Annotated in this window: 27 protein-coding genes; 23 read left to right on the forward strand and 4 right to left on the reverse strand. The window is 69.0% G+C overall.

The window, feature by feature from the left end:
• Nucleotides 1–4: 4 nt before the first annotated feature.
• The gene (rsmD, locus tag BJEO58_RS04200; protein WP_101588007.1) at nucleotides 5–604 is read left to right on the forward strand and encodes a 16S rRNA (guanine(966)-N(2))-methyltransferase RsmD; all 600 of its coding nucleotides are present in this window, start codon (nucleotides 5–7) and stop codon (nucleotides 602–604) included.
• Here the strand turns inward: rsmD and ehuA are convergent.
• The 4 genes from ehuA to BJEO58_RS04220 all read right to left on the reverse strand — a co-directional run bounded on the left by ehuA (nucleotide 587) and on the right by BJEO58_RS04220 (nucleotide 3765).
• Nucleotides 587–1375 carry an ectoine/hydroxyectoine ABC transporter ATP-binding protein EhuA gene (ehuA, locus tag BJEO58_RS04205; RefSeq protein WP_101588009.1) on the reverse strand — a complete coding sequence of 263 codons (789 nt, stop codon included), beginning with the start codon at nucleotides 1373–1375 and terminating at the stop codon, nucleotides 587–589. The genes rsmD and ehuA overlap by 18 nt on opposite strands.
• Entirely contained in the window at nucleotides 1362–2024 is a 663-nt protein-coding gene (ehuD, locus tag BJEO58_RS04210) for an ectoine/hydroxyectoine ABC transporter permease subunit EhuD (protein WP_101588010.1), read from the reverse strand. Before ehuD ends, ehuA begins: the two co-directional genes overlap by 14 nt.
• Nucleotides 2021–2752 (reverse strand): ectoine/hydroxyectoine ABC transporter permease subunit EhuC, encoded by a 732-nt coding sequence (gene ehuC, locus BJEO58_RS04215; protein WP_101588013.1) that lies wholly within the window; start codon nucleotides 2750–2752, stop codon nucleotides 2021–2023. The genes ehuD and ehuC overlap by 4 nt, the downstream gene beginning before the upstream one ends.
• Before the next feature lie 107 nt (nucleotides 2753–2859).
• Nucleotides 2860–3765, reverse strand: a complete 906-nt coding sequence (locus tag BJEO58_RS04220) for a transporter substrate-binding domain-containing protein (protein WP_101588015.1) — start codon at nucleotides 3763–3765, stop codon at nucleotides 2860–2862.
• Nucleotides 3766–3994: 229 nt separating this feature from the next.
• Here BJEO58_RS04220 and coaD point away from each other — a divergent pair, with 229 nt between their 5' ends.
• The 22 genes from coaD to BJEO58_RS04330 all read left to right on the forward strand — a co-directional run bounded on the left by coaD (nucleotide 3995) and on the right by BJEO58_RS04330 (nucleotide 24317).
• Nucleotides 3995–4510 carry a pantetheine-phosphate adenylyltransferase gene (gene coaD / locus BJEO58_RS04225; protein ID WP_101588217.1) on the forward strand — a complete coding sequence of 172 codons (516 nt, stop codon included), beginning with the start codon at nucleotides 3995–3997 and terminating at the stop codon, nucleotides 4508–4510.
• A gap of 191 nt (nucleotides 4511–4701) precedes the next feature.
• Nucleotides 4702–5223 (forward strand): YceD family protein, encoded by a 522-nt coding sequence (locus BJEO58_RS04230; RefSeq protein ID WP_101588017.1) that lies wholly within the window; start codon nucleotides 4702–4704, stop codon nucleotides 5221–5223.
• A gap of 2 nt (nucleotides 5224–5225) precedes the next feature.
• A complete protein-coding gene (gene rpmF / locus BJEO58_RS04235) occupies nucleotides 5226–5429 on the forward strand; it encodes a 50S ribosomal protein L32 (protein WP_087008160.1) in 204 nt (67 codons plus the stop codon).
• Between the two features lie 6 nt (nucleotides 5430–5435).
• On the forward strand, nucleotides 5436–6146 hold the full coding sequence (gene rnc / locus BJEO58_RS04240) for a ribonuclease III (RefSeq protein ID WP_101588018.1): 711 nt from the start codon (nucleotides 5436–5438) through the stop codon (nucleotides 6144–6146).
• Nucleotides 6139–7113 carry a bifunctional DNA-formamidopyrimidine glycosylase/DNA-(apurinic or apyrimidinic site) lyase gene (mutM, locus tag BJEO58_RS04245; protein WP_101588020.1) on the forward strand — a complete coding sequence of 325 codons (975 nt, stop codon included), beginning with the start codon at nucleotides 6139–6141 and terminating at the stop codon, nucleotides 7111–7113. The genes rnc and mutM overlap by 8 nt, the downstream gene beginning before the upstream one ends.
• Nucleotides 7114–7125: 12 nt before the next feature.
• The gene (locus tag BJEO58_RS04250; RefSeq protein WP_101588022.1) at nucleotides 7126–10929 is read left to right on the forward strand and encodes a chromosome segregation SMC family protein; all 3804 of its coding nucleotides are present in this window, start codon (nucleotides 7126–7128) and stop codon (nucleotides 10927–10929) included.
• Between the two features lie 207 nt (nucleotides 10930–11136).
• Nucleotides 11137–11538: a hypothetical protein gene (locus BJEO58_RS04255; protein ID WP_101588024.1), complete on the forward strand. Its 402-nt coding sequence runs from the start codon at nucleotides 11137–11139 to the stop codon at nucleotides 11536–11538.
• 66 nt (nucleotides 11539–11604) lie between these two features.
• A complete protein-coding gene (gene ftsY, locus BJEO58_RS04260) occupies nucleotides 11605–12759 on the forward strand; it encodes a signal recognition particle-docking protein FtsY (protein ID WP_101588026.1) in 1155 nt (384 codons plus the stop codon).
• Nucleotides 12760–12843: 84 nt separating this feature from the next.
• Complete coding sequence (gene ffh, locus BJEO58_RS04265; RefSeq protein ID WP_101588028.1) at nucleotides 12844–14460, forward strand: signal recognition particle protein; 1617 nt, start codon at nucleotides 12844–12846, stop codon at nucleotides 14458–14460.
• Between the two features lie 170 nt (nucleotides 14461–14630).
• Nucleotides 14631–15059, forward strand: coding sequence for a 30S ribosomal protein S16 (gene rpsP / locus BJEO58_RS04270; RefSeq protein WP_101588030.1), 429 nt, complete (start codon nucleotides 14631–14633; stop codon nucleotides 15057–15059).
• A gap of 2 nt (nucleotides 15060–15061) precedes the next feature.
• The gene (locus BJEO58_RS04275) at nucleotides 15062–15292 is read left to right on the forward strand and encodes an RNA-binding protein (RefSeq protein ID WP_101588032.1); all 231 of its coding nucleotides are present in this window, start codon (nucleotides 15062–15064) and stop codon (nucleotides 15290–15292) included.
• Nucleotides 15293–15559: 267 nt separating this feature from the next.
• Nucleotides 15560–16102: a ribosome maturation factor RimM gene (gene rimM, locus BJEO58_RS04280; protein ID WP_101588034.1), complete on the forward strand. Its 543-nt coding sequence runs from the start codon at nucleotides 15560–15562 to the stop codon at nucleotides 16100–16102.
• Complete coding sequence (gene trmD / locus BJEO58_RS04285) at nucleotides 16102–16896, forward strand: tRNA (guanosine(37)-N1)-methyltransferase TrmD (RefSeq protein ID WP_101588035.1); 795 nt, start codon at nucleotides 16102–16104, stop codon at nucleotides 16894–16896. The genes rimM and trmD overlap by 1 nt, the downstream gene beginning before the upstream one ends.
• A 168-nt stretch (nucleotides 16897–17064) precedes the next feature.
• A complete protein-coding gene (rplS, locus tag BJEO58_RS04290; protein ID WP_101588037.1) occupies nucleotides 17065–17406 on the forward strand; it encodes a 50S ribosomal protein L19 in 342 nt (113 codons plus the stop codon).
• 19 nt (nucleotides 17407–17425) lie between these two features.
• A complete protein-coding gene (lepB, locus tag BJEO58_RS04295; RefSeq protein ID WP_101588038.1) occupies nucleotides 17426–18073 on the forward strand; it encodes a signal peptidase I in 648 nt (215 codons plus the stop codon).
• Nucleotides 18074–18109: 36 nt separating this feature from the next.
• A complete protein-coding gene (gene lepB, locus BJEO58_RS04300; RefSeq protein WP_246075965.1) occupies nucleotides 18110–18802 on the forward strand; it encodes a signal peptidase I in 693 nt (230 codons plus the stop codon).
• Nucleotides 18803–19498 (forward strand): ribonuclease HII, encoded by a 696-nt coding sequence (gene rnhB, locus BJEO58_RS04305; RefSeq protein ID WP_246075966.1) that lies wholly within the window; start codon nucleotides 18803–18805, stop codon nucleotides 19496–19498.
• A 25-nt stretch (nucleotides 19499–19523) separates the two neighbouring features.
• Nucleotides 19524–19841, forward strand: a complete 318-nt coding sequence (locus tag BJEO58_RS04310) for a DUF2469 domain-containing protein (RefSeq protein ID WP_101588043.1) — start codon at nucleotides 19524–19526, stop codon at nucleotides 19839–19841.
• Nucleotides 19842–19985: 144 nt separating this feature from the next.
• On the forward strand, nucleotides 19986–20342 hold the full coding sequence (locus tag BJEO58_RS04315; RefSeq protein WP_101588045.1) for a YraN family protein: 357 nt from the start codon (nucleotides 19986–19988) through the stop codon (nucleotides 20340–20342).
• Nucleotides 20339–21907 carry a YifB family Mg chelatase-like AAA ATPase gene (locus tag BJEO58_RS04320; protein WP_101588047.1) on the forward strand — a complete coding sequence of 523 codons (1569 nt, stop codon included), beginning with the start codon at nucleotides 20339–20341 and terminating at the stop codon, nucleotides 21905–21907. Before BJEO58_RS04315 ends, BJEO58_RS04320 begins: the two co-directional genes overlap by 4 nt.
• 15 nt (nucleotides 21908–21922) lie before the next feature.
• Nucleotides 21923–23179, forward strand: coding sequence for a DNA-processing protein DprA (dprA, locus tag BJEO58_RS04325; protein WP_101588220.1), 1257 nt, complete (start codon nucleotides 21923–21925; stop codon nucleotides 23177–23179).
• Nucleotides 23180–23291: 112 nt separating this feature from the next.
• Complete coding sequence (locus BJEO58_RS04330; protein WP_101588048.1) at nucleotides 23292–24317, forward strand: tyrosine-type recombinase/integrase; 1026 nt, start codon at nucleotides 23292–23294, stop codon at nucleotides 24315–24317.
• Nucleotides 24318–24320 lie beyond the last annotated feature (3 nt).

Consider the following 24320-nt stretch of genomic DNA (forward strand, 5'->3'; position numbering starts at 1 on the left):
CCGCGTGAGGATCATCGCAGGCCGCCATCGCGGGCGTCCCCTCCACGCGCCCAAAGGACGTGACACCCGCCCCACTCCGGACCGGGTGCGGGAATCTCTGTTCGCCTCGCTGGAGGGCATGGGCGTCCTCGAGGGGGCCCGGGTCCTGGACCTCTTCGCGGGTTCGGGATCGCTGGGGCTCGAAGCACTGAGCCGGGGAGCGCACGACGTGGTGTTCGTGGACCAGGCATCCGGATCGGTGGGCGCGCTGGCGCGCAGCATCGCGGAACTGGGGGAGGGGAGCAGTACGAAGGTCCTGTCCCAGCGCGCGCAGACCGCCGTGGACCGGCTGCTCGAGGAGGACCAGCGATTCGACGTGGTCTTCGCGGATCCTCCGTACCCCATGGCGGAGCTCGAACTGGGTCGACTGCTCGTCTCCATCGGGGAGCTGCTGAGCGACCTGAGTGCGCTGGCGATCGTCGAACGGTCGGTCCGTTCGCCGCAGCCCACCCTGCCGGACCGACTCGAGCTCTACCGCGACCGCACGTATGGGGAGACGCGGATGTGGCTGCTTCAGCTGGTGGGCGAGGACGAGGCTGAGGGCTGCTCAGTCGAGCACGGCTGAGAGGAACCTCCGGGTGCGCTCCTCACGGGGATTCGTGAAGATGTCCTCCGGATGTCCCTCCTCGAGGATCACGCCGCCGTCGAACATCATGACCCGCTGCGAGACGTCGCGGGCGAACTGCATCTCGTGGGTGACGATCAGCATCGTGATGTCCGTCTCCTCCGCGATGTCGCGCAGCACCTGCAGCACATCGTCGACGAGCTCCGGATCCAGCGCACTCGTGACCTCGTCCAGCAGGAGGATGTCCGGGTCCATCGCGAGCGCACGGGCGATCGCCACGCGCTGCTGCTGACCACCTGACAGCCGGGAGGGATGCTCGTTCTCCTTGTCGGACAGGCCCACCTTCTGCAGCAGGCCGCGGGCCTTCTCCACGGCTTCCGCCTTCTTCATCCCCAGCACGTGCACCGGAGCCTCGACGAGGTTCTCGATCACGGTCATGTTCGGGAACAGGTTGAAGTGCTGGAAGACCATGCCGATCCGCTTGGTGTTCGCACGCACCTGCTTGCCGGGCAGAGCGACCCGCTTGCCCCCGCGCTCCATGTGGGTGAGTGGTTCCCCGTGGACGTCGATGTAGCCGCCCGTCAGTGATTCCAGCGTCATGATGAGGCGCAGGATCGTCGTCTTCCCCGACCCGCTGGGGCCGATGAGGGTGACGCGTTCACCGGGGCTGACCGTGAAGTTCAGACCCTTGAGGACCGTGTGGTCGCCGAACCGCTTCTCCACGTCCCGGAATTCTATGGCGGGCGTACCGCCTGATTCAGTAGGTGGCAAGAGACTTCTCCATTCGTCGGATCAGGAGCGAGGTGGGGTAGCTCGCGGCGAGGAAGATGAGGCCGGCCAGGGTGAAAGCCTCCGTGTAGGCGAAGGTGCGGCCACCGATCTGCTCCGCAGTGCGCACCAGCTCCGTCACGTAGATCGCCATGAGGAACGGTGTGTCCTTGAACATCGCCACCGCGTAGTTGCCCAGTGAGGGGACGGTGGCACGCAGCGCCTGCGGCAGCACGATCGACCGGAAGGACCGGACGGGCGGCAGCGACAGTGCGCTGATCGCCTCCCACTGCCCCTGGGGCACGGCGTCGATCCCGGCGCGATAGCTCTCCGACATGTAGGTCGAGTAGTGGATGCCGATCACGACGATGCCGACGGTGAGCGCAGGGACCTGGATCAGCGCTTCGTTCATCGAGAACAGGGTGTAGATGAAGACGAGCTGCACGATCAGCGGTGTGTTGCGGATGAACGCCACGAGGAGCTTCGGCAGCCAGTTCACCCAGGCGGGGAGCGACCGCAGCAGCACCGCGATGAGCAGACCCAGGAAGATCGCGATCACCGTTCCGCCGATCGTGGCCACGAGAGTCGTGCCGAAGCCCTGCAGCAGGAGGGGGAGCGCGTCCAGCGCGCTCTGCCAGTTCCACCAGCTCATGCCGTCACCGCCTTCGCACCGGTGCGCCCGGTGAGCCGGGCGAACAGGCCCTGCTTCCCGTCGCCGCGGCCCAGTCTCCTCTTGGCGCTGCGCTCGAGCGCGTCCATGCCCACCTGGATGAGCCAGGCCAGCACGAAGTAGACGAGGAGCCCCACGGTGTAGGAGAACATCGTGTCACCCGTCGCCTGGCGGAGGACGCCGATGCGTTCGTTGAGGTCCTGCAGCGTGATGAACGAGGCGACGGCGGTGCCCTTGAGGAGCTGGATCTGCAGCGTCGCGAGCGACGGGATCATGAGCGCCCATCCCTGCGGGAAGATCACGCGGAGCATCCGGCGGGCAGGCGACAGGCTCAGCGCCATCGATGCCTCCCACTGACCCTTCGGGACATGGGCGATCGAGGAGCGGACGACCTCGGCCGAATACGCGCCGTAGTTCAGCGCGAGCGCGAGGATCCCGCACGTCAGCGGGCCCAGATCGACGTCCAGGACGAGCGGCAGCACGTAGAAGAACCAGAAGAGCTGTACGAGCAGCGAGGTTCCGCGGAAGAACTCGACGATGACGCGGCAGGGGACGGAGATCCATCCCGTGGGCGCCAACATGCCGAGGCCCAGTACGACCGCGATGAGGACGGTGCCGATCGCCCCGCCCACCGTGAGCTGGAGCGTGATGAGGATCCCGTCCCACAGCTGGGGCAGGAAGTCTATGAGAAGTGTGAATCTGTCACCCATGGAAATCCGTTCTCAATCACGCACACACCCGGTCGACCGGGACTCCGCAGGGCGGGGCATCCGGTCGACCGGGCGTGTGCGCGGAAGGAGTGCGGTGGTGGAACCGATCACTCGTCACCGGTGGGGAGGTCGCCCTCGCACAGCATCTCGGTCGTCAGGGAGCCGTCGGGACGCTCTTCCGCGGTGAAGCCGAAGTCGCCGACGATGTCCAGGTAGCGCTCCTCATCGCCGATGATCGCGTCGAGCTTCTCGTTGTAGGCCTCTTGCAGCTCCGCGTCGTCCGTGCGGAAGACGGTGCCGCCTGCTCCCACCTGCGGGACGCCGTCGAGCTCCTGGACGAAGGACTCGGTCACCTCGACGCTGGAGTCGGGGTTGTTGTCCGCCATCCAGTTCAGCGAGATGCCGGTGAGCGCGAAGGCGTCGGCGCGGCCGGTGCTCACGGCGTCCATGCCGTCCTGCGGTGTGGAGACCTCGCTGTGGTTGCTGAGGCCCAGGGTGCTCGCGTAGTCCGATTCGATCGCACCGGTCATGGTGACGACGTTGAGGTCCGTATCGACCAGGTCGTCCATGGTGGCGAGGTCCTCCGGGTTGCCCTCCGGAGTCATGAGCGCCGTCGTGTACATGAACTCGGGGTTCGAGAACGCGGCCTGCTCGCAGCGGTCCGGCAGGATCGACATGCCGGCGGAGACGACATCGAACCGGTCTGCCGTGAGCCCCGGGATGAGTGCGCCGAAGTCAGCGTTGACGCCTTCGACCTCGTCGATGCCCAGTTCGGAGAAGATCTCCCGGTGCAGTGCGACGGTGGCACCGGTGAGCTCGCCGCCCTCCTCGAAGCTGTAGGGGGCCTCTCCGGCGAACCCGACAGTGATGGTGCCGGCATCGATCGCGTCCTGCAGAGTGCTGGCCTCCTCACCGCCATCGCCGCCGCTGTCGCCACCGCAGCCTGCGGTGAGGGCCAGTGCTGTGACCGCGACTGCCGATCCAGCGATGCGTGCGATGCGTGTGGTTCTCATACCTGGTTCCTCCGTATCTCGTCGTCCCAAGGGGACAGTTCGCTATGACCGACTTCACATCACGCTAGGTGAATCCCCGCGACATTCCGCAGGGGGGCCCTGATGGTTACAGGTTCGTGACATTGAGAGGACCTCCAGGAGAGCACGAGCGTGCCCGGCGAAGTGCGGTGCGGAGCGACTGCACGGAGGGGTGTTCGCCGCGGGGGAGGTCACCGATACGATCGGTCCCATGAAGATCGTCTGCCCGGGCTCATACGACCCTGTGACGAGCGGCCACATCGATGTCTTCGCCCGTGGACTCCGGTTCGCGGACCAGGTCGTCGCCGCCGTCGTCCACAACCCCAACAAGTCCGGGGCCTTCCCGGTCCAGCAGCGCGTCGAGCTGATCCGCGCGGGTCTCGAAGAGGATCCGCGCACGGCGCAGGCGTTCGCGGACGGCCGACTGATCATCGATGATGTTGCCGGTGGCCTGCTGGTCGACTACTGCACCCGGATCGGTGCCGCTGCGGTCCTCAAGGGCCTGCGATCCGCCACGGACTTCGCCTACGAGCTGCCGATGGCGCACATGAACCGTCACCTCACGGAGCTGGAGACCGTCTTCATCCCGGGAGACCCGCAGTTCGAGCACGTGTCCTCCTCCCTCATCCGCGAGGTCCACGCCCTCGGCGGGGATGTCGAGGGCCTCGTCCCGACTGCCGTGCTCGCCGCCCTCGATGACCTGCGGGCGGCGCGCTCGCAGCGCTGACGTGTGCGCTGGTCCGGCTGACGTGTGCGCTGGTCTGAGCGCCGGCGTGAGCGCTGGTCTCGGGACCGTGGCGAGGCACCGCGGACGTGCGGGGCTGCGGTTTGTGCGGGGTCTGCAGAAGGTCTAAGATGGGTCCTTGCGTGTCATCTCAGGGTGCGCTGTGTTCGAACGAGACCGGGTGGAGGTGGACAGTGGAACGATCGTCGGAGTTCGTCATCGACGTGAGGAAGCTGGGCCTCGCCGGCTCCCCGGGTTCGTGGGAGTCCATCGCGACGACAGTCAGAGCACCTGAGGACCTGCGGGTCGAGCTGATCGGTGTGCCGCAAGGCGATCCGGTCGAACTCGACCTCCGACTCGAGAGCGTCGTCGAAGGGATCTTCGTCTCCGGCACCGTGCGCGCCACGGCCAAGGGGCAGGACGCCCGGACACTCGACGACTTGGAGATGCCCCTCGATGCCGCCATCGAGGAGCTCTTCGTCTACGAAGCGGATCCGCAGGACGAGGAATCGCGGCCGGTGCAAGCCGGTCTGCTGGACCTCGAGCCCGCCGTCCGAGACGCTGTGGTGATGTCTCTGCCGTTCCGTCCGCTCAAGGATGGGGACGACGGAGAGTTCCACTACACGCTGGGTGAGGACATCACCGAGGACGAACCCGAGGAGGATCCTCGGTGGGCGGCACTCAAGAGTGTTCTGAACGAAGAGAAGGAGAGCTGATCATGGCTGTTCCAAAGCGCAAGCTGTCGCGCAGCAACACGCGCCACCGTCGCTCGGCATGGAAGGCCAAGGCTCCGGCGCTGGTCAAGACCGTCGAGAACGGCCGCGTCGTGTACTCGCGCCCCCACCAGGCCAAGGTGGTCGAGGATTCGGCCGGTACGCCGCTGTTCCTCGAGTACAAGGGTCGCAAGGTCGCTGACGTCTGATTCAGCATGACTGACGAGAGACTCACGGGTCTCACCGAGCGTCTCGGGGTCGACATCGACCCCGAGACGCTTCGTCTTGCCCTCACGCACCGCTCGTTCGCGTTCGAGCAGGGCGGTATCCCCACGAATGAACGACTCGAGTTCCTGGGGGACTCCGTGCTGCAGCTCGTCGCCACCGAGTCGCTGTACCTGGACAACCCGGACCTGCCCGAGGGCCGACTCGCGAAGATGCGTGCAGCGGTCGTCAACACCCGTGCGCTGGCGTCCATCGCCCGCCGCTACGACGTGGGCTCGGTGCTGCTGCTGGGCAAGGGTGAGGATGCGACCGGTGGGCGCGACAAGGACTCGATCCTCGCTGACACCGTCGAGGCGCTCATCGGCGCCTGCTATGTCAGCTGCGGTCCGCAGCCCGCCTTCGCGCTGGTGCACCGCCTGATCGACTCCATGCTCACCGATGCTGTCACCCTGGGCGCCGGCATGGATTACAAGACGACCCTCCAGGAGGCTTCGGCCGACCTGTCCCTGGGCGCCGTCCACTACGAGGTGACAGGAGAGGGCCCCGCACACGCCCGCGTCTTCACAGCTGTCGCCAGCACCGGCGATACCGTGTGGGGAACCGGTGACGGCTCCTCGAAGAAGGCCGCGGAGGCCGTTGCCGCGGAAGCCGCGATGCATGCGATCTCTGCGGCCCACCCCCGCTACTCCCGACGTGCCTGAGCTCCCCGAGGTCGAATCCGTCCGCCGCGGACTGCGGCACTGGATCACCGGGGCGCGCGTGACGGAGGCCCGCGTGCTGGATCCGCGGATCCTCGGCACCACCTCACAGCGCCGCATCCCTCCCGAGGCGGTCGATGCGTTCGCCGAGGCGGTCGCCGGCATCTCGCTGCGCGCACCGCAGCGCCGGGGCAAGTTCCTCTGGGTGCCGTTCGACCGACCCTGCGGTTCCGGCGCACAGCCGCAGCCCCCGTCATCGGCGCTGGCCCTCCATCTGGGCATGAGCGGACAGCTGCGGGTCCACACAGCCCATGAGGAGCTCCACCGCCATACCCGCGCCGTGCTCACCCTGGAGCCGGGCCATGCCTCCGCACCCGCGTCCGGATCCCCCTCCGGCCCTCCCGCGGCCCGCGGCGAGGGGCGGCTCGAGCTGCGATTCCTCGACCAGCGGATCTTCGGCCACATCGGGGTCGACGACCTCGTGCCGGACGGACCGGACTCCCTGCCCCGCCACAGCTCCCACATCGCGCGCGACCCCCTCGACCCCCATTGGGACGCCGAGGCGACGGCACGCGTCGTGCAGCGATCCCGCGCCGCCCTCAAATCCGTGCTGATGGACCAGACCGTGGTGAGCGGGGTCGGCAACATCTACGCGGACGAAGCACTCCACCGTGCGGGAGTGCATCCGCAGGCGGTGCCGTCGCGCCTGCGGATCTCCCGCATCCGCCGCGTCCTCGACGAGTCCCGCATCGTGATGCTCGAGGCGCTGGCGCAGGGCGGGACCAGCTTCGACGCGCTCTACGTCCACGTGAATGGCGACTCCGGCTACTTCGAGAGATCGCTGCGCGTGTACGGACGTGCGGGACGCCCCTGCGGAGTCTGCGGCGAGCATGTGCGGCGCATCGTGGTGGGGGCGCGCGGAACGCACTTCTGCCCGCAGTGCCAGCGGGCCCAGCGCCTGCCTCGCTAGACTCGAGCCACCATGCATCTGAAGACCCTCACCCTGCGCGGATTCAAATCGTTCGCGTCGTCCACGAAGCTCGAGTTCGAGCCCGGGATCACCTGTGTGGTGGGCCCGAACGGTTCGGGCAAGTCGAACGTCGTCGATGCGCTCGCGTGGGTGATGGGCGAGCAGGGCGCGAAGAACCTGCGCGGCGGCAAGATGGAGGACGTCATCTTCGCCGGCACCGTGAAGAAGCAGGCGCTGGGGCGCGCGGAGGTCGCACTCACGATCGACAACACGGACGGCGCGCTGCCGATCGACTACACCGAGGTCACGATCTCCCGGACCCTCTTCCGGTCCGGCGGGAGCGAGTACAGGGTGAACGGCGAGCCCGCGCGGCTGCTGGACATCCAGGAGCTGCTGAGCGATTCCGGGCTGGGCAAGGAGATGCACGTCATCGTCGGCCAGGGGCGGCTCGACGCGATCCTCCACGCAGACCCGTTCGAGCGCCGCGGCTTCATCGAAGAGGCCGCGGGAGTGCTCAAGCACCGCAAGCGGAAGGAGAAGGCGCTCCGGAAGCTCTCGGGGCTGCAGACCAACCTCGATCGCCTCTCCGATCTCCGCTCCGAGCTCGCACGTCAGCTGGGTCCGCTGGGCCGGCAGGCGAAGGCCGCTCAGCGGGCTCAGATCGTGCAGGCCGTGCTGCGTGACGCGACGGCGCGACTCCTCGCGGATGACCTGGTGCAGACCCAGGCGAGGATCGTCGCGACGACGCCGGACCACGATCCCGCGGCACGGCGACGCGCTCTGGAGGAGAGCGTCCGCCTGCTCGACGAGGAGATCGGGGAGGCGGAGGCCGCTCGTCGCTCGTTCGACGCCCAGACGGATGCGGTGCACGAACGGCGCACGACGATCGCGGCGCAGCACACCAGGGCGGCGGCCCTCGCCCAGCGCGCGGGCGATCGCGTCAGCATGCTGCGGTCCGCCGCAGAGCAGCAGCGGTCTGCGGGAGAATCGCCCGACTCCCTGCGCGACCGTGCGGAGCGCTTCGAGGCGGAGCACGGCGAGGCGGAGTCGGACGCCGAGCAGCGTCGCTCGAATCTCACCGACCTCACCGCGGAGAAGGAGGACGTCGACGCGCGACTGGCAGCGGCTGAGCGCGAACTCGCAGCCGAACGCGCTCGGATCGCCGCGCGCATGAAGCACCGGGCCGAACTCGCCTCCGCTGTCGCGGTCGCGCAGCGCACGCTTGCGCACGCAGAGTCTGCGATCAGCTCGCTGGAAGCGGAGTCGTCCGGATCGGACGAGCAGATCGAGCGAGCCGAGGCCGCTGTCGCCGCCGCACGGGATCGGCTCGCGGCGACGGAAGCGGGCGAATCCTCGCTGGACGAGGACCACACCGCCGCAGCCGAGGCGGTGGCCCGACTCGAGGAGGAGCGGACGGCGCTCCTCGAGGACCGGTCCGCCTCCGCGGCTGAACTTGTCGGCCTGCGCGCGCAGGCCGACGGGCAGCGCGCCAGCAGTCGTCTCACCGCCGGACTGACCGACCTCGTGGACGCGGGACTGCCGGGACTCCGAGGCGCAGTCGCGCAGCACCTGAAGATCGTCCCCGGCTGCGAGGTGGCGATCACCGCGGCGATCGGCACGCTCTCCAGCGCCGTGCTCACGGAGGACCGCGGATCGGCGCTGGCCCTGCTCGACCACGTCGGGGACGACGGCCTCGTCGACGTCCTCCATCCTCGGGCCGGCGCACCGCAGTCCACAGCCGCCCATCCCCACTCTGCGCCTGCCCATCCTGCACCCGCTCAGCCTGAGTCCGCTCAGCCCGCGTGTGCCCAGTCTGCGCCGGCCCACCCTGCACCTGCCCCGTCCTCGGCCCCCGCACCCTCCGCCGCTGCGGCGCCGGCGACCGACGCGACGCTGCCCGCGGAGGCGGTCGCAACGGCCTCCGCACCGGATCTCGCAGAGGCCCTCGCCGTGCTCCTCACCGATGTCACGCTCGCCGGTTCCCGCCATGCGGCGCTCGCACGGCTCGAAGCGCATCCCCAGGAGACCGTCATCGCGCTCGACGGCACCGTGTACGCCGACGGCCGTGCTGCGCGCGCAGGGTCCCCGGAGGCAGGTCAGATCGCCGCCCGCGCCGCCCTCGAGCAGACCCTCGCCGCGATGGAGGAGGCCGAGCAGCGCATCGGCGACCTGGACGCGCGGATCGCCGCATACGACGAACCGCTCGCGACGGCTCGCGGGCACGAGAAGACCGCGATGGCCGCGCTCCATGAGTCCGATGCCGCGATCATGGCCGCCGGCGAGGAGCTCGCCCGCGCGACCGGTGAGCTCGAACGGCTCGGGACCCGGGCCTCGGCGACGGCGGACTCGCTCACCCGGGCGACGGAGCGCAGGGAGGCCGCGGTCGCGGAACTCGCAGGCGCCCGCAGAGCGGTCGCGGACGCCGAGGCCGACGGCGATGATCAGGACGAGCCGGACACATCCGTGCGGGACGAGCTGGCGGACACGCGTGCTGCGATGGGGGAGCGGACCGTCGACGCCCGGGTCGGGCTGCGGAGCGCCGAGGACCGGGTGACGTTCCTGGCGGACCGCATCCGCTCGCTGCGCCGACAGGCAGACCAGGAGGAGGCTGCCCGCGCACAGGCCGCACGCGCTGCCGAGGCGCGCAGGCGTCAGGCCGATTCGGCAGCGGAGATCGCGACGATCGCGGCGGCAGTGGCCGAACGGGTGGGCGTCTGGCAGCAGGAGGCGGAGACCGCTCTCGCGGACCGCTCCGGCGAACGCCAGCGGCTCGAAGAGGTCGTCGCAGGCCTCCGCACCCGTCGTGAGGAGGCTGCCGGAGACCTCGCGAAGGCGGCGGACGCGGAGCACGAGGCGCGGCTCGCCCGCGAGAGGCACCTCCTGCACCTCGAGGAGCTCGAGCGCCGCGCCGTCGACGACGTCGGCCTGTCTGCGGAGAACCTCATCGAGCAGTTCGGCCCCCACCTCCCGGTGCCGGTCCTCGATCCCCGGCCCGCCGGGGGCGGCGGCACGTCCGTGGGCACGGCGGATGAGACTGACGCGGACGAGGCTGACGCGGATGCGGCAGACGAGGTCTCCGCACTGCCATATGTGCGTGCCGACGTGGAGAGGGCCCTGGCGAAGGCGAAGAAGGAGCGCACCTCGATCGGGCAGGTCAACCCGCTGGCGCTCGAGGAGTTCGCGGCACTGCAGGAGAGGCACGACTACCTCGAGAAGCAGATCACGGACGTGGAGCGGACCCGCGAGGAGCTGATGAGCCTCGTCGAGGACGTCGACCGCCACGTGCAGGAGGTCTTCGAATCCGCCTTCTACGACACCCAGCGGGAGTTCGCGGACATCTTCTCCCGGGTGTTCCCCGGAGGCGAGGGCTCACTCGGCCTCACGGACCCCGACGACATGCTCACGACCGGCGTCGAAGTGAGCGCCCGGCCCGCGGGCAAGCGGGTGAAGCGACTGTCCCTGCTCTCCGGCGGCGAGAGGTCGCTCGTCGCGGTGGCGATGCTCGTCGCCATCTTCAAGGCGAGGCCCAGCCCGTTCTACGTCATGGATGAGGTCGAGGCGGCGCTCGACGACGTGAACCTGTCCCGCCTGCTGACGATCTTCAGCGAGCTGCAGGAGTCCAGCCAGCTCATCGTCATCACGCACCAGAAGCGGACGATGGAGATCGCTGACGCGCTCTACGGCGTCACGATGCACGGCGACGGCATCTCTCGTGTGATCTCCCAGCGGTTGGGGGCACGTGCGCGTGATGCGGAGATCGCCGGTGACGAGGAGAGCGCAGGACCCGCGACGACTTCCGCGGCGAGCGATGCGTGAGAGATCCGCGCGGCGGGAGCACATCCTCTGAGGAGACTGAGATCTGTGCGACACCGTCGTGCGATCGCCCGGTCGCACGGACAGCCCGTATAGACTGTCGCACGATGATCGATCGGATCCGCTGCGCTGCGGATCCGGGTCGAACGACCGTGATGACCGCGAGGAGCTCTTCCCCATGCCCGCACTCATGATGACGGAAGCCGCCTGATGGATACAGGCGGCTTCCTCGTCGTGATCATCGGGCTCGCCGTCTCGTTCATGATCGGCCTCATGATCGTCCTGCTCGTCGCGCTGCCCGGCCTGCGCCGGGACGGCCGGTTCGGCGCGCGCGAGCACGATCGCTTCCGCCTGCCGCAGGCCTGGACCGGGTACGAATCCGAGGTCCACGGCTACTTCGGCGATGACGAGACGGCCTCACTCGCCACACGCGAACAGGCCGCGGTCACCGCGATGCGCGAGCATTCCTACGCACTGCGGCCCCAGCCCGCACGCCACGCCGCGCCTCCCTGGAGCTCTCTGCGTCCTCGGACGCGACACTGGAAGGAGCCGGAGTCCGGCACCGGCCTCCGCACCTCGATGGGCCTGCTGTTCGGCCGGGGCTCGGGCTGAGCGGGCGTGCGCCCCGCCCCACCACATCGTCTTCCAGGAACCACACCGTCTTCCAGGAGTTGAGTCATGGAATCCGTGATCTATGCAGGCATCGGCGTGCTCGTGCTGCTCGTCCTCATCGTCGGTGCGTTCCTGCTGGCGCCGTCGAGGCGTCGTCGCAGGGACTCGTCGGCACCCGCCACGGTGACCGGAGCCCCGGGTCCCGACACCGGACCGGGGGAGGCGGCCCCGGGCGACGCGGACGATGAGCCCGCCGGAGCCTCGGCGCCGGTCCTCGAGACGCCGACGGAACCGACGTCGCGCCTGGCGCGCCTGCGGGACCGCCTGTCCAAGTCGAACACGACGCTGGGTCGCGGACTCCTCACCCTCCTGTCGCGCGAGACGCTCGACGAGCAGACGTGGGAAGAGATCGAGGACCTCCTCATCATGGCGGACATCGGCGTCGACCCGACGACGGAGATCGTCGACGCGCTGCGCGAACGGGTGCGCGTGCTCGGCACGCGCGATCCGCAGGCACTCACGGAGCTGCTCCGGGAGGAGATGGTGCGGGCCGTCGACCCGACGATGGACCGGACACTCGCGGTCGACCCGATCGACGGCTCTCCCCGCGTCGTGCTCGTGGTCGGCGTCAATGGTTCGGGCAAGACGACCACTGTCGGCAAGATCGCACGCGTCCTCGTCGCGCAGGATCGGTCGGTGCTCCTGGGAGCGGCGGACACGTTCCGTGCGGCGGCTGCCGAACAGCTGAGCACCTGGGGCTCCCGCGTGGGCGTGGAGACCGTCCGCAAGGAGGAGGGGGCGGACCCCGCCTCCGTCGCGTTCTCCGCCGTGGAGCGCGGGATCGCTGAGGACCTCGACGTCGTCATGATCGACACCGCAGGCCGGCTGCAGAACAAGAAGGGGCTCATGGACGAGCTCGGCAAGGTCAAGCGCGTCGCCGCCCGTCCGCTGGGCGACGATCGCGAGATCGACGAGGTCCTGCTCGTGCTCGACGCCACGACCGGGCAGAACGGGCTGCAGCAGGCGAAGGTGTTCTCCGAAGCGGTGAACATCACGGGGATCGTCCTCACGAAGCTCGACGGCACCGCCAAGGGCGGTATCGTCGTCGCCGTCCAGCGGACGCTGGGCGTGCCCGTCAAGCTCATCGGTCTGGGTGAGGGGGCCGACGACCTGGCCCCCTTCGACGCGCACGAGTTCGTGGACGCGATCGTCGACGGATGATGTGTCGGCGTCCGCATGGACGCTTGGTACGCTGGAGTGCTGACCCTGCGGGGGAGCTCATGACCGATTCCTGCGAGGAGTGCTGTGTTCAACTCACTGTCCGACAGGCTGACAACGACCTTCAAGAATCTGCGCGGCAAGGGCCGCCTGACTGAAGCCGATGTCGACCAGACCATCCGCGAGATCCGTCGTGCCCTGCTGGACGCGGACGTCGCACTGCCTGTCGTGCGCGCCTTCACCGGCAGCGTGCGGGAGCGCGCGCTGTCCGAAGAGGTGTCGCAGGCGCTCAATCCCGGCCAGCAGATCGTCAAGATCGTCAATGCGGAGCTCGTGGACATCCTCGGCGGGCAGACCCGCCGCATCGCCTTCGCGAAGCGACCGCCCACCGTGATCATGCTCGCGGGCCTGCAGGGTGCGGGCAAGACGACGCTGGCGGGGAAGCTCGCCCACTGGCTCAAGCAGGAGGGGCACCGCCCCATGCTCGTCGCGGCGGACCTCCAGCGTCCGAACGCGGTGAATCAGCTCCAGATCGTCGGTGAGCGCGCCGGCGCCCACGTGTACGCCCCAGAGCCCGGCAACGGTGTGGGCGACCCTGTCCGGGTCGCGACCGACGCGATGGATGTCGCGAAGTCCAAGCTGCACGACATCGTCATCGTCGATACCGCAGGTCGCCTCGGCATCGACGAAGAGCTCATGCAGCAGGCGCGGGACATCCGCGACGCCGTCCAGCCGGACGAGATCCTCTTCGTCATCGATGCGATGATCGGTCAGGACGCCGTCGCGACGGCCAACGCCTTCAACGAGGGCGTCGACTTCTCCGGCGTCGTGCTCTCCAAGCTCGACGGCGATTCGCGCGGCGGCGCGGCGCTGTCCGTCGCGCAGGTGACGGGCAAACCGATCATGTTCGCGTCGACCGGCGAGTCGATGACGGACTTCGAGCTGTTCCACCCGGACCGCATGGCGGACCGGATCCTCGACATGGGCGACATCCTCACCCTCATCGAGCAGGCGGAGCGGACCTTCGATGAGAAGGAGACCGAACGGCTCACGAAGAAGGTCGAATCCGGCGAGGACTTCGATCTCAACGACTTCCTGACGCAGATGGCGTCGCTGAAGAAGATGGGCTCGCTCAAGAAGATGCTCGGCATGATGCCGGGGATGAGCCAGCACAAGGAGCAGCTCGAATCATTCGACGAGCGCGAGGTCGACCGCATCGAGGCGATCGTGCGGTCGATGACCCCGCAGGAGCGTGCGAACCCCAAGCTGCTGAACGGTTCCCGCCGACAGCGCATCGCGCGCGGTGCCGGCACGACCGTCACCCAGGTGAACCAGTTGATGGAGCGGTTCGGGCAGGCGCAGAAGATGATGCGTCAGATGCGCAACGGGGGCGGTATGCCGGGGATGGGCGGCGGAGGCCGCTCCCGAGGCCCCCAGGCGGCACCGGGCATGCCTGCGATGCCGGGGATGCCCGGCACGGGCGGCCACGGTGGCGGTGGCGGTGCGTCGAAGCGGAAGAAGGGCAAGAAGAAGCCCGCAGGCAAGTCCGGCAATCCGGCTAAGCGCGCGCAGGAGGCCCAGGCGGCCGAACTGCGGCGTCAGGGCAAGGCTCCCGAGCAGAAGGGCGCCGCATTCGGCGGGATCGAGATGGGCGATGACGACATCGACCTCTCGAAGCTGCCGAAGGGCTTCGGAGGCTTCTGACACTCCGGTTTCCGATCCCCGCGCATTCTCTGGCATAATCAGTCGCTGTACCCGAGCGTGCACGGACCCTCTCAACCGTGAGCGCCCGACTACATGCAGAGTCCGCATACCGTCTGTCCCCACGGACGGGCACGGACCCTCACACCTCATCAGAAGGAGACACCACTCTCGTGGCAGTCAAGATCCGCCTCACCCGCCTGGGCAAGGTCCATGCACCGTCCTACCGTGTCGTCGTCGCCGATTCCCGCACTCGCCGGGACGGCCCTGCGATCGAGCAGATCGGCCTGTACCACCCCCTCGAAGAGCCCTCGTTCGTCGAGATCAATTCGGAGCGCGCACAGTACTGGCTCTCCGTGGGCGCACAGCCCACGGATCAGGTGAAGGCTCTCCTCAAGCTCACCGGCGACTGGCAGAAGTTCACCGGTGAGGGCGAAGCAGTCAACACCGTCCGCGGCCGCGCTGCGAAGGAGTCCTTCGAAGCACCCGCAGCGAAGTCGGTCATCGTCGAGAAGCCGACAGAGGCTGAGAAGCCGGCCGATGCAGGTGCGGAAGCTCCCGCAGAGACCCCGGCTGAGGGCACCGACCAGGCCGAGGCCTGATCATGCTCTCTGAAGCACTCGACCACCTGGTCCGCGGAATCGTGGATCATCCCGACGACGTGTCCGTGCGTACGCGCGGAGGCGGCCGTGGGACGACGCTCGAGGTCCGGGTCCATCCCGACGACCTCGGTCGTGTGATCGGGCGTGCCGGACGCACCGCGAAGGCGCTGCGGACCGTCATCGGTTCGCTGGCCGGACGCGAACGTGTGCGTGTCGACCTCGTCGACGACTGACACCACCGGCATCTGAGCATCCGTGCTCGTCGGAGCACGACTCCGGACGGGCGCGGTGCAGAAGAAGGGCGGGCACGGGATCACCCCGTGCCCGCCCTTCTTCTGTCTGCAGGGTGCGAATGCGCTCGTCGGGAGGGGCCGTCGGTGCGCCTGTGGCACGATGAAGGCCATGCCGCACATCCGTGCAGCACACAGCAGGCAGTGCACAGCACGCAGCACGAAGAACACAGCACGCAGCACACGCACATGCGCGAACCCAGGAGGAGCATGAGCCAGGTCGTCGCCCGTCTGGGCAAACCGCACGGCATCCGCGGGGAGGTCACAGTCCAGGTCCGCACCGACGATCCGGAGTCGCGGTTCGTGCCGGGCGCCGTCTTCACGACGGTGCCGGATATCGGTGTGCTCACGCTCGAGCGCGCACGGTGGCATCGCGACCGGCTCCTGCTCACGTTCGAGGAGGTCGGGGATCGCTCACGCGCGGAAGAGGTCCGCAACACGGAGATCCTGATCGACGGCGTCGATGACGTGGTCGAAGACGACGCATGGCGAGTCGAGGAGCTCGTGGACCTCGCGGTGCACCTGGAGGACGGCACGCGCGTCGGGACGGTCACGGACCTCACCGTCGGCGCCATGCAGGACCTCCTCCACGTCCGGACGGCTGCCGGGGACGACGTGCTCGTCCCCTTCGTCGAGGAGATCGTGCCGGAGGTCGACCTCGAGGAGGGGCGAGTCCTGCTGACCCCGCCGCGCGGGCTGATCGATGCGGTGGACGCGGAGGACGACGAGACGGCGGAGGACCCGGACTCGTGATGCGGCTGGACGTCCTGAGCATCTTCCCGGAGTACCTCGCGCCGTTGGAGCTCAGCCTGATCGGCCGCGCACAGGACAAGGGGCTGCTGGGGCTCACGGTCCACGACCTGCGCGACTGGACCCATGACCGCCACCGGACGGTCGACGACACCCCCTACGGCGGCGGTGCCGGAATGGTCATGAAGCCTGAGCCGTGGGGTGAAGCCCTGGACGCGGCCCTCGGCGCAGCGGACTCATCCGTCACCGATCCCACGAGCAGGCCTGTCCTCATCGTGCCGAGTCCTGCCGGGGAGGTCTTCACGCAGCAGACCGCTCGAGAGCTGGCGGCTCACGAGCACCTGGTGTTCGCGTGCGGCCGCTACGAGGGCATCGACCAGCGGGTCGTCGACTGGGCGGCGGAACGGATGGAAGTCCGTCCCATGAGCATCGGCGACTACGTGCTCAACGGGGGAGAGGTCGCAGTGCTCGTCATGGTCGAGGCGATCGCACGACTGCTCCCCGGCGTCATCGGCAATCCGGAGTCGCTCGACGAGGAGAGCCACGAGGACGGGCTCCTCGAATACCCCGTCTATACGAAGCCGGCGGTCTGGCGGGGGCACGAGGTGCCCGCCGTCCTTCTCTCGGGTGACCACGGGAGGGTCGCTCGCTGGAGGCGCGACCAGCGACTGCGGCGCACAGCCCAGACCCGTCCCGACCTGCTCGCCGCGCTGCCGCAGGATTCTCTCGACGGCCGTGACCGCGAGGTCCTGGGCGAGGTCCGTGTTGAACGCGGCGGTGCGGATCTGGCAGAATAGGCGATTGCGTTCGCTGCGACCGCTCTGCCTCGGGGGAGACGGCGCTCGCGGTGCACTGGTCGCCCTTCACGGGGCCCGCACCGGGCGGACGAATCCACCACCCCCACGGCTTGGCCGGGGGCTGAACCACGATCACACGACCCGAGGCGCGCGATCAGGAGTGACATCATGCAGAAGCTTGATTTCGTCGACCAGAAGTCGATGAAGACAGAGGTGCCGGAGTTCCGCGCCGGCGACACCGTCTCCGTTGACGTCCGCGTCATCGAGGGCAGCCGTTCGCGTATCCAGGTCTTCAAGGGCGTCGTCATCGGTCGCCAGGGACACGGCATCGGCGAGACCTTCACCGTTCGCAAGATCAGCTTCAATGTGGGCGTCGAGCGCACCTTCCCGGTGCACTCGCCCGTCATCGAGAAGATCGACGTGAACATCCGCGGCGACGTCCGTCGCGCGAAGCTGTACTACCTGCGCAAGCTCCGCGGCAAGGCCGCACGCATCCGCGAGAAGCGCTGACGCGGCGGACTCCGCCGCAGTGCACCCATCGCACGATGCGCACGAGGGCGCGAACCGGTCGACCGGTTCGCGCCCTCGTGCGTCGCCCGGCGGGCTGCACGCATGGCTGAGGGTCGGAGGGATCATCGTCCTGGTCGCAGTCGTGGCTGCGGGCCTCATCCGGGGCGTGGGCGTCCAGACGTTCACCGTCCCCAGCGCGTCGATGTCGCCGACGCTCCAGCCCGGTGACCGGATCGTCGCGCTGCGAGCGCCGGCGCTCCTCGGAACCATCGAGCGCGGCGACGTCATCGTCTTCGACGGTCGAGGCTCCTTCGTCGGAAGCCTCCCCCCGGACATGTTCGGGCAGATGGCGGCCTGGTTCGGGATCGGTCCACGTGACGTCTACTACGTGAAGAGGGTCATCGGCGTCGGCGGCGACACGGTGCAGTGCTGCGGCGACGACGGTCGACTGACGGTCAACGACCAGCCCGTCGACGAACCGTACGTGAACGATCGGTCTCAGGCGGCCTCGGGCGTGGAGTTCGCCGTCGAAGTGCCGGCCGACAGCTTCTGGGTCATGGGTGACAACCGCTACGACTCGACCGATTCGCGGGATCTGCTGGGCCGCCCGGGCGGCGGCATGATCCGTGAGGATCGGGTCATCGGGACGGTCACGCGCGCCAGGTGACGGCTTCAGGGGTGCGCGCGGCTAGACTGGGCGATCGTGAGTGGAAGAGACCGCGTGCCAGGTGGCAAGAAGTCCCTGTGGGGCACCCTCCGCGAATTCGCGATCATCATCATCATCGCCCTCGTCGTGTCCTGGGTGCTGAAGACCTTCGTCGTGCGCAGCTTCCACATCCCCTCCGCCTCGATGGAGCAGACACTCCAGATCGGGGACCGGGTGATGGTCAACCAGCTGTTCTTCAACGATGTCGAACGCGGCGATGTGGTGGTCTTCGACGATCCGGGCGGCTGGCTGGGGTCGGGCATCGCCGCACAGTACGAACCGAACCCCGCGCTCGTGTTCGTGGGACTGCAGCCGGCGGACGCGGGGACTCAGCTCATCAAGCGGGTGATCGGGCTCGGCGGTGACACCGTCGAATGCTGCGACGACGCGGGCAGGCTGATGGTCAACGGCGAGCCGATCGATGAATCCGCATACCTGCAGCCCGGAGTCTCCCCCTCTGACGTGCCGTTCTCCGTCCACGTCCCCGAGGACCACGTCTGGGTCATGGGCGACAACCGCAGCAATTCGCTGGACTCGCGCTACAACGCGGATGCGGAGGGAGGCCCCTTCGTCGCCGATGAGGACCTCGTGGGCGAGGTGTTCGTCATCAACTGGCCGATGGACCGCCTGCGGTGGATGGGCGGCGACGAAGGGGCGTACGACAGCGTGCCCGACGCAGAGGCGAGCTGAGTGCGCGGACCGGCGATCACCGAGCATGCGGTGGAGATCGCAGCCCACAGCGAGGGCGCACGCTTCGTCATCGGCATGGACGAGGTGGGCCGCGGGGCGCTCGCGGGGCCCGTGGGTGTCGGAGCCGTCCGCGTGGACGTCCGAGCCCTGGCCGCAGGCGTCGATGAGGACGTGTGCAGGATCCCGGAGGGGCTGAGGGATTCGAAGCAGGTGCCGCCGTCCCGTCGCGCTGCTCTTGCGGAGGCGGTCGGAGCGTGGCGCCCCGAGCACGCGGTCGCCTACGCGAGCGCGGCGGAGATCGACGCGGTGGGGATCACCCTGGCGCTGTGCCTGGCCGGCCGGCGCGCCCTGTCTGCGCTCGTGCAGTTCGGCCCTGCGGACCTCGTTCTGCTGGACGGCAGCCATGACTGGCTGTCCTCACCGCTCACCCTCGACGCGGCACTCGTCTTCGGAGACGCCGTCGACATCGAGATCCCGCGCGTCCGCACGATCGTGAAGGGTGATGGGTCCGTGGCGACGATCGCTGCCGCGAGCGTGCTCGCGAAGGTCGAACGCGATGCGACGATGCGGGACCTCCATCGAGAGATGCCGTCCTACGGATGGGAGTCGAACGCGGGGTACGGTTCGGCGGCCCATCGCCGGGCGATCGCCTCGTGGGGCGTCACACACCACCACCGGAGGTCCTGGGCCCTGTGAGCACCGGATGGCTAGGATGGCCCCTATGAGCGCCGAGGACCTTGAGAACTACGAAGCGGACCAGGAGCTCCAGCTCTACCGGGAGTACCGGGATGTGGTGGGTCTCTTCTCCTACGTGGTGGAGACCGATCGACGCTTCTATCTGGCGAACTCGGTGGATCTCAAGGCTCATGAGGCGGGCACGGACGTCTACTTCGAGCTGACCCTCAAGGACGCATGGGTGTGGGACACCTTCCGCTCCGCACGCTTCGTCAAGCACGTCCACGTGCTGACCTTCAAGGACGTGAACATCGAAGAGCTCGCGAAGTCCGACCTGGAACCGCCCTCGTCGCTGCAGCGGTGATCCGCGCGAGCGTGTGACTGCCGGTCACGGCCGGAGCGCGCTGCGCGGCTGCGGCGCGCACAGCGGACTGTTGACGGCCGCTCGTCCGTCCACAGGCTCCGGTCTGGTCTTCCTCCCGTGGTGTCGTGCACGTGTCATGGAGGCATGTCCAGACAGACTTTGGGAAGACGCGGCGAGGACTTCGCGGTCCACCACCTCGAAGCGCACGGGTGGACCATCCACCAGCGGAACTGGCGGTGTCGCCACGGCGAGATCGACATCGTCGCGATCACTCCTGACGGGACGACCGTCGTCTTCATCGAGGTGCGCACACGCTCGTCGGTGAACGCCGGGCACCCCCTCGAGACGATCGGAGTGCGCAAGGCCGCGAGGATGCGTCGCACCGCCGGAGCCTGGCTGTCCGCGCAGGCTGAGTTCATCCCGCAGTTCCGGATCGACGTGATCGGGCTCCTCTGGGACGACGCACCGCCGGAGCTCATCCACCTCGAGGGGCTCGCATGAGTCGCGGCGGATCGGGACGACCGCGCACCGCGGCCCCGTCGGTGACACTGGGACAGACCGATGCGATCGCGCTGTCCGGCCTGGACGGCACCCCCGTCGTGGTGGAAGCGAGTGTGAACCCCGGGATCCCCGGCATCGATGTCGTGGGTCTCCCGGACGCCTCCGTGAGCGAATCCCGCAAGCGGATCCGCGCAGCACTCAGCAATCTGGGGGTGCGGCTCAAGGCGATGCGGTACACGGTCTCGCTGTCTCCCGGCAGCGTCCGGAAGATCGGAAGCGGATTCGACCTCGCGATCGCGACCGCCGTCCTCGGAGCCGAACGCGTCGTGGACCCGGCCCGGACACGAGGAGTCGTGTTCTGCGGAGAACTGGGACTGGACGGCAGGATCCTCCCCGTGCCGGGAGTGCTGCCGACCATCGTGTCGGGCCTGCGGTCCGGCTTCACGCACTTCGTCGTCCCCGCCGGCTGTGCGGAGGAGGCCCATGTGGTCCCCGGAGCACAGACCGTCCCGGTCGCGAGTCTGGCCGAATGCGCCGCATGGTTCGGCGCGGACATGGTCCCGAACGCGGTCGAGGTCGCTCGCGACCGCGGCACGACCCACGCGCAGCGGCCAGAGGTCCATGACCTGGCCGAGGTGCAGGGCCAGGACGATGCCCGCCGTGCCCTGGAGATCGCAGCAGCGGGGCGGCACCATCTGCTGATGACCGGAGCGCCGGGCGCTGGCAAGACACTTCTGGCCGGATGTCTCCCGGGCATCCTGCCGTCCCTGGATGAGGACGCGGCCGTCGAAGTTCTCGCCCTGGCATCGTTGGCGGGGACGCTCTCCACCCGGGATATGCCGCCACTGCCCCCGTTCGAGACGCCGCACCATCGCACGACGACCGCCGCGATGCTCGGCAGCTCGCGGCCGAACAGCGTCGGAGTCTTCTCCCGTGCGCACCACGGGGTGCTGTTCATGGACGAGGCACCCGAATTCTCGCGCGATGTGCTCGAAGCACTGCGCGAACCCCTCGAGTCAGGGTGGTGCCGGGTGTCCCGCAGCTGGGGCTCCGTCGACCTTCCCAGCCGGTTCCAGCTCGTGATGGCGGCGAACCCCTGTCCGTGCGGGATGAGCACCGCGGGTCCCTCGGGCTGCCGCTGCACGCCGCGTGACCGGATGCGATATCGGGGCCGGCTGTCGGGTCCTCTGCTGGACCGCATCGACATGCGACTCGAGATGCTCCCCGTCGCAGCGGCCGATGTGCACGCACCGGAACCCCGCGAGGCATCCGTCGACGTCAGACGTCGAGTGATCGCCGCACGCACAGTGCAGGCGGATCGATACGCGGGGATGGGATGGTCGACGAACGGCCAGGCGCCCGGCGGGTGGCTGCGGGGGACGTTCCGGTTCGCCGCACGTGAGACCCGTCTGCTCGACCGCGCGCTGGAGACGGGCGTCCTCACGATGCGGGGATATGACCGGGTCCTGCGCGTCGCGACGACCATCGCAGATCTTGCCGGCCGGGAGCGCCCCGGCCCCGACGAGCTGGCGGCCGCCCTGCTCATGCGCACACAGGAGGCCTGAGACGTGGAGGCACGCATGGACGATTCGGACGTGACGAGCACGGGAGCCTCGGAACCACCGTGCGACCTGGGGGCGCAGCGCGAACGGGCGGCGGCCGCAGACCTCGTGCGGATGGCGGAGCCCGGGGATGTGCTGCTGGCCGCGCTCGTCCGTGCGGTCGGCTTCGTCGAAGCACGCGGTCTGGCAGCGAGCGACGACGGCGGTGACCGCCGACGTGCCGTCGAAGCGGTCGTGGAGGAGCTGGGCGGACGCGGGGGAGGAGCAGACGCCTCGGCCCTCGGGGCGCGGATGGCGGACGCGTTCGCACGGTGGGCCGTGCGGGTCGACGAGCTGGACGGTGCCCGCGATCTGCGGATCATGCAGCGGCTCGACGGGCGGCTCGTGATCCCCGCGGACGGCGAATGGCCGATCGGCCTCGACGATCTGGGGACACACGCCCCGCTCGCACTCTGGGTGCGCGGACCGTCTCGCCTGAACGCCGTGCTCCAGCGTTCGGCGGCGATCGTGGGAGCCCGTGCGGCGGACTCCTACGGGCTGACGGTCACGAAGATGCTCACATGGGATCTGGCGGGGGACGGATGGACGATCGTCTCCGGTGGCGCCTACGGTGTCGATGCCGCTGCGCACCGCACGGCGCTCGCTGCGGATGCGCCGACGGTGGCCTTCATGGCGGGAGGTGCCGACACCCTCTATCCCCGCGGCAACGATCAGCTGCTCACCGGCGTCCTGAGATCGGGCGCGATCGTCTCCGAGGCCGCACCCGGCCAGACCGCGATGCGACACCGGTTCCTGCTGAGGAACCGGCTCATCGCAGCCGCGTCGCGCACGACGGTCGTGACCGCTGCGGGCCACCGGTCCGGTGCCCTCAACACCGCGTATCGCGCTGCCGAGCTCCTCCGTCCCGTCGGCGCCGTCCCCGGGTCCGTCATGAGCGACCAGTCCGCCGGCTGCCACCGACTCATACGGGACGGCGCCGCAGTGCTCGTGGCGGATGCGCAGGACGTCGTCGCACTCGCGGCGCCGCTGACGGAGACGCGAGATGAACCGGCCGACGTGCAGACCGCACTGCGGCTCACCGATTCGATGCATCCGCACGAACTCCAGATGTACTCGGCTCTGCCCGTGCGCAGGGGCGTGGACGTGCCGACTCTGGCCGCGCGTGCGGGGCTCGGCGTCGGGACGGCCATGGCCGCGCTCGGGATGCTCGAAGTAGCCGGTCATGCGCGGCGGACGGACACCGGGTGGGTGAAGGGCGCCGGGTCGGCCGGGTGACTCGCTGGCCAAGTGTTGCGTCGGCCGGGTGACTCGCCCGCCGGATGACGCGTGGTGAGGCGGCCGAGCCGTCCTCCCAGCGGTCCCGGGCGACGAGAGCTACCCTGGGAGCATGCCTGCTTCCCCCACGGGCGATCTCATCGGCCGCTCCCTCCATGATCCCGCGTATATCGACGCGGTGGAGGCCTTCGACGCGCACCTGCGGCTGGAGCGCGGAGCATCCGAGCACACCCGCCGCGCGTATGTCGGGGACGTCTGCCGGCTGCTCGCCGCGTTCGAGGACCCGGACGGCGAAGGACTGCCGCTCTCCGACATCGAACCCGGGAATCTGCGGGAGTGGGTGCTGACGATGTCGCGCTCCGGGGCATCGCCGGCGACGACGGCACGGAGGATCGCGTCCGTGCGGAGGTTCTTCGGCCAGTGCCTCCGGTCCGGCAGGATCGACCAGGATCCCTCGACCCGCCTCCGCACTCCCAAGAAGCCGTCCCGTCTTCCCACTGTGCTCCAGCAGGAGCACGCGGCGCGGGTCCTGGACGGAGCTGATGGACGGATCGACCCCGCGCGTGCAGGCGGGCCGTCTGTGCCGTCCGATCGCGGTGGGCCCGCTGAGTCGCCGGATCCGACGACGCGCGCCGTGGGACTCCGCGATACCGCGGTGCTCGAGCTGCTGTACGCGACCGGACTGCGGGTGTCGGAGCTCGTGGGCCTCGACCTCGACGACGTCGATGGGACGGCGAGCCTCGTCACAGTGCTGGGCAAGGGCGGAAAGGTGAGGCGGGTGCCGTTCGGCGCCCCCGCGGCCCGAGCCGTCGACGCATGGTGCTCGGCAGGGCGTCCCGCGCTCGCCCGCGAGGATTCCGGGGCGGCACTGTTCCTCGGTGTGCGCGGTGCCCGCCTCGACGTGCGACAGGTGCGTCGGGTCGTGAACACTGCGACTGACGCGGTGGCCGGCACACCTCATCTGTCTCCCCACGGCCTGCGTCATTCGGCTGCGACGCACATGGTCGAGAACGGCGCTGACATCCGTCAGGTCCAGGAGTACCTGGGGCACGCAGCACTCAGCTCGACCCAGATCTACACCCACGTGTCCCTGGGCCGTCTCGCCGCGGTGTACGACCGGGCGCACCCCCGCGCCTGACAG

This window comes from Brevibacterium jeotgali (genome assembly GCF_900169175.1).
Lineage (GTDB): Bacteria > Actinomycetota > Actinomycetes > Actinomycetales > Brevibacteriaceae > Brevibacterium > Brevibacterium jeotgali.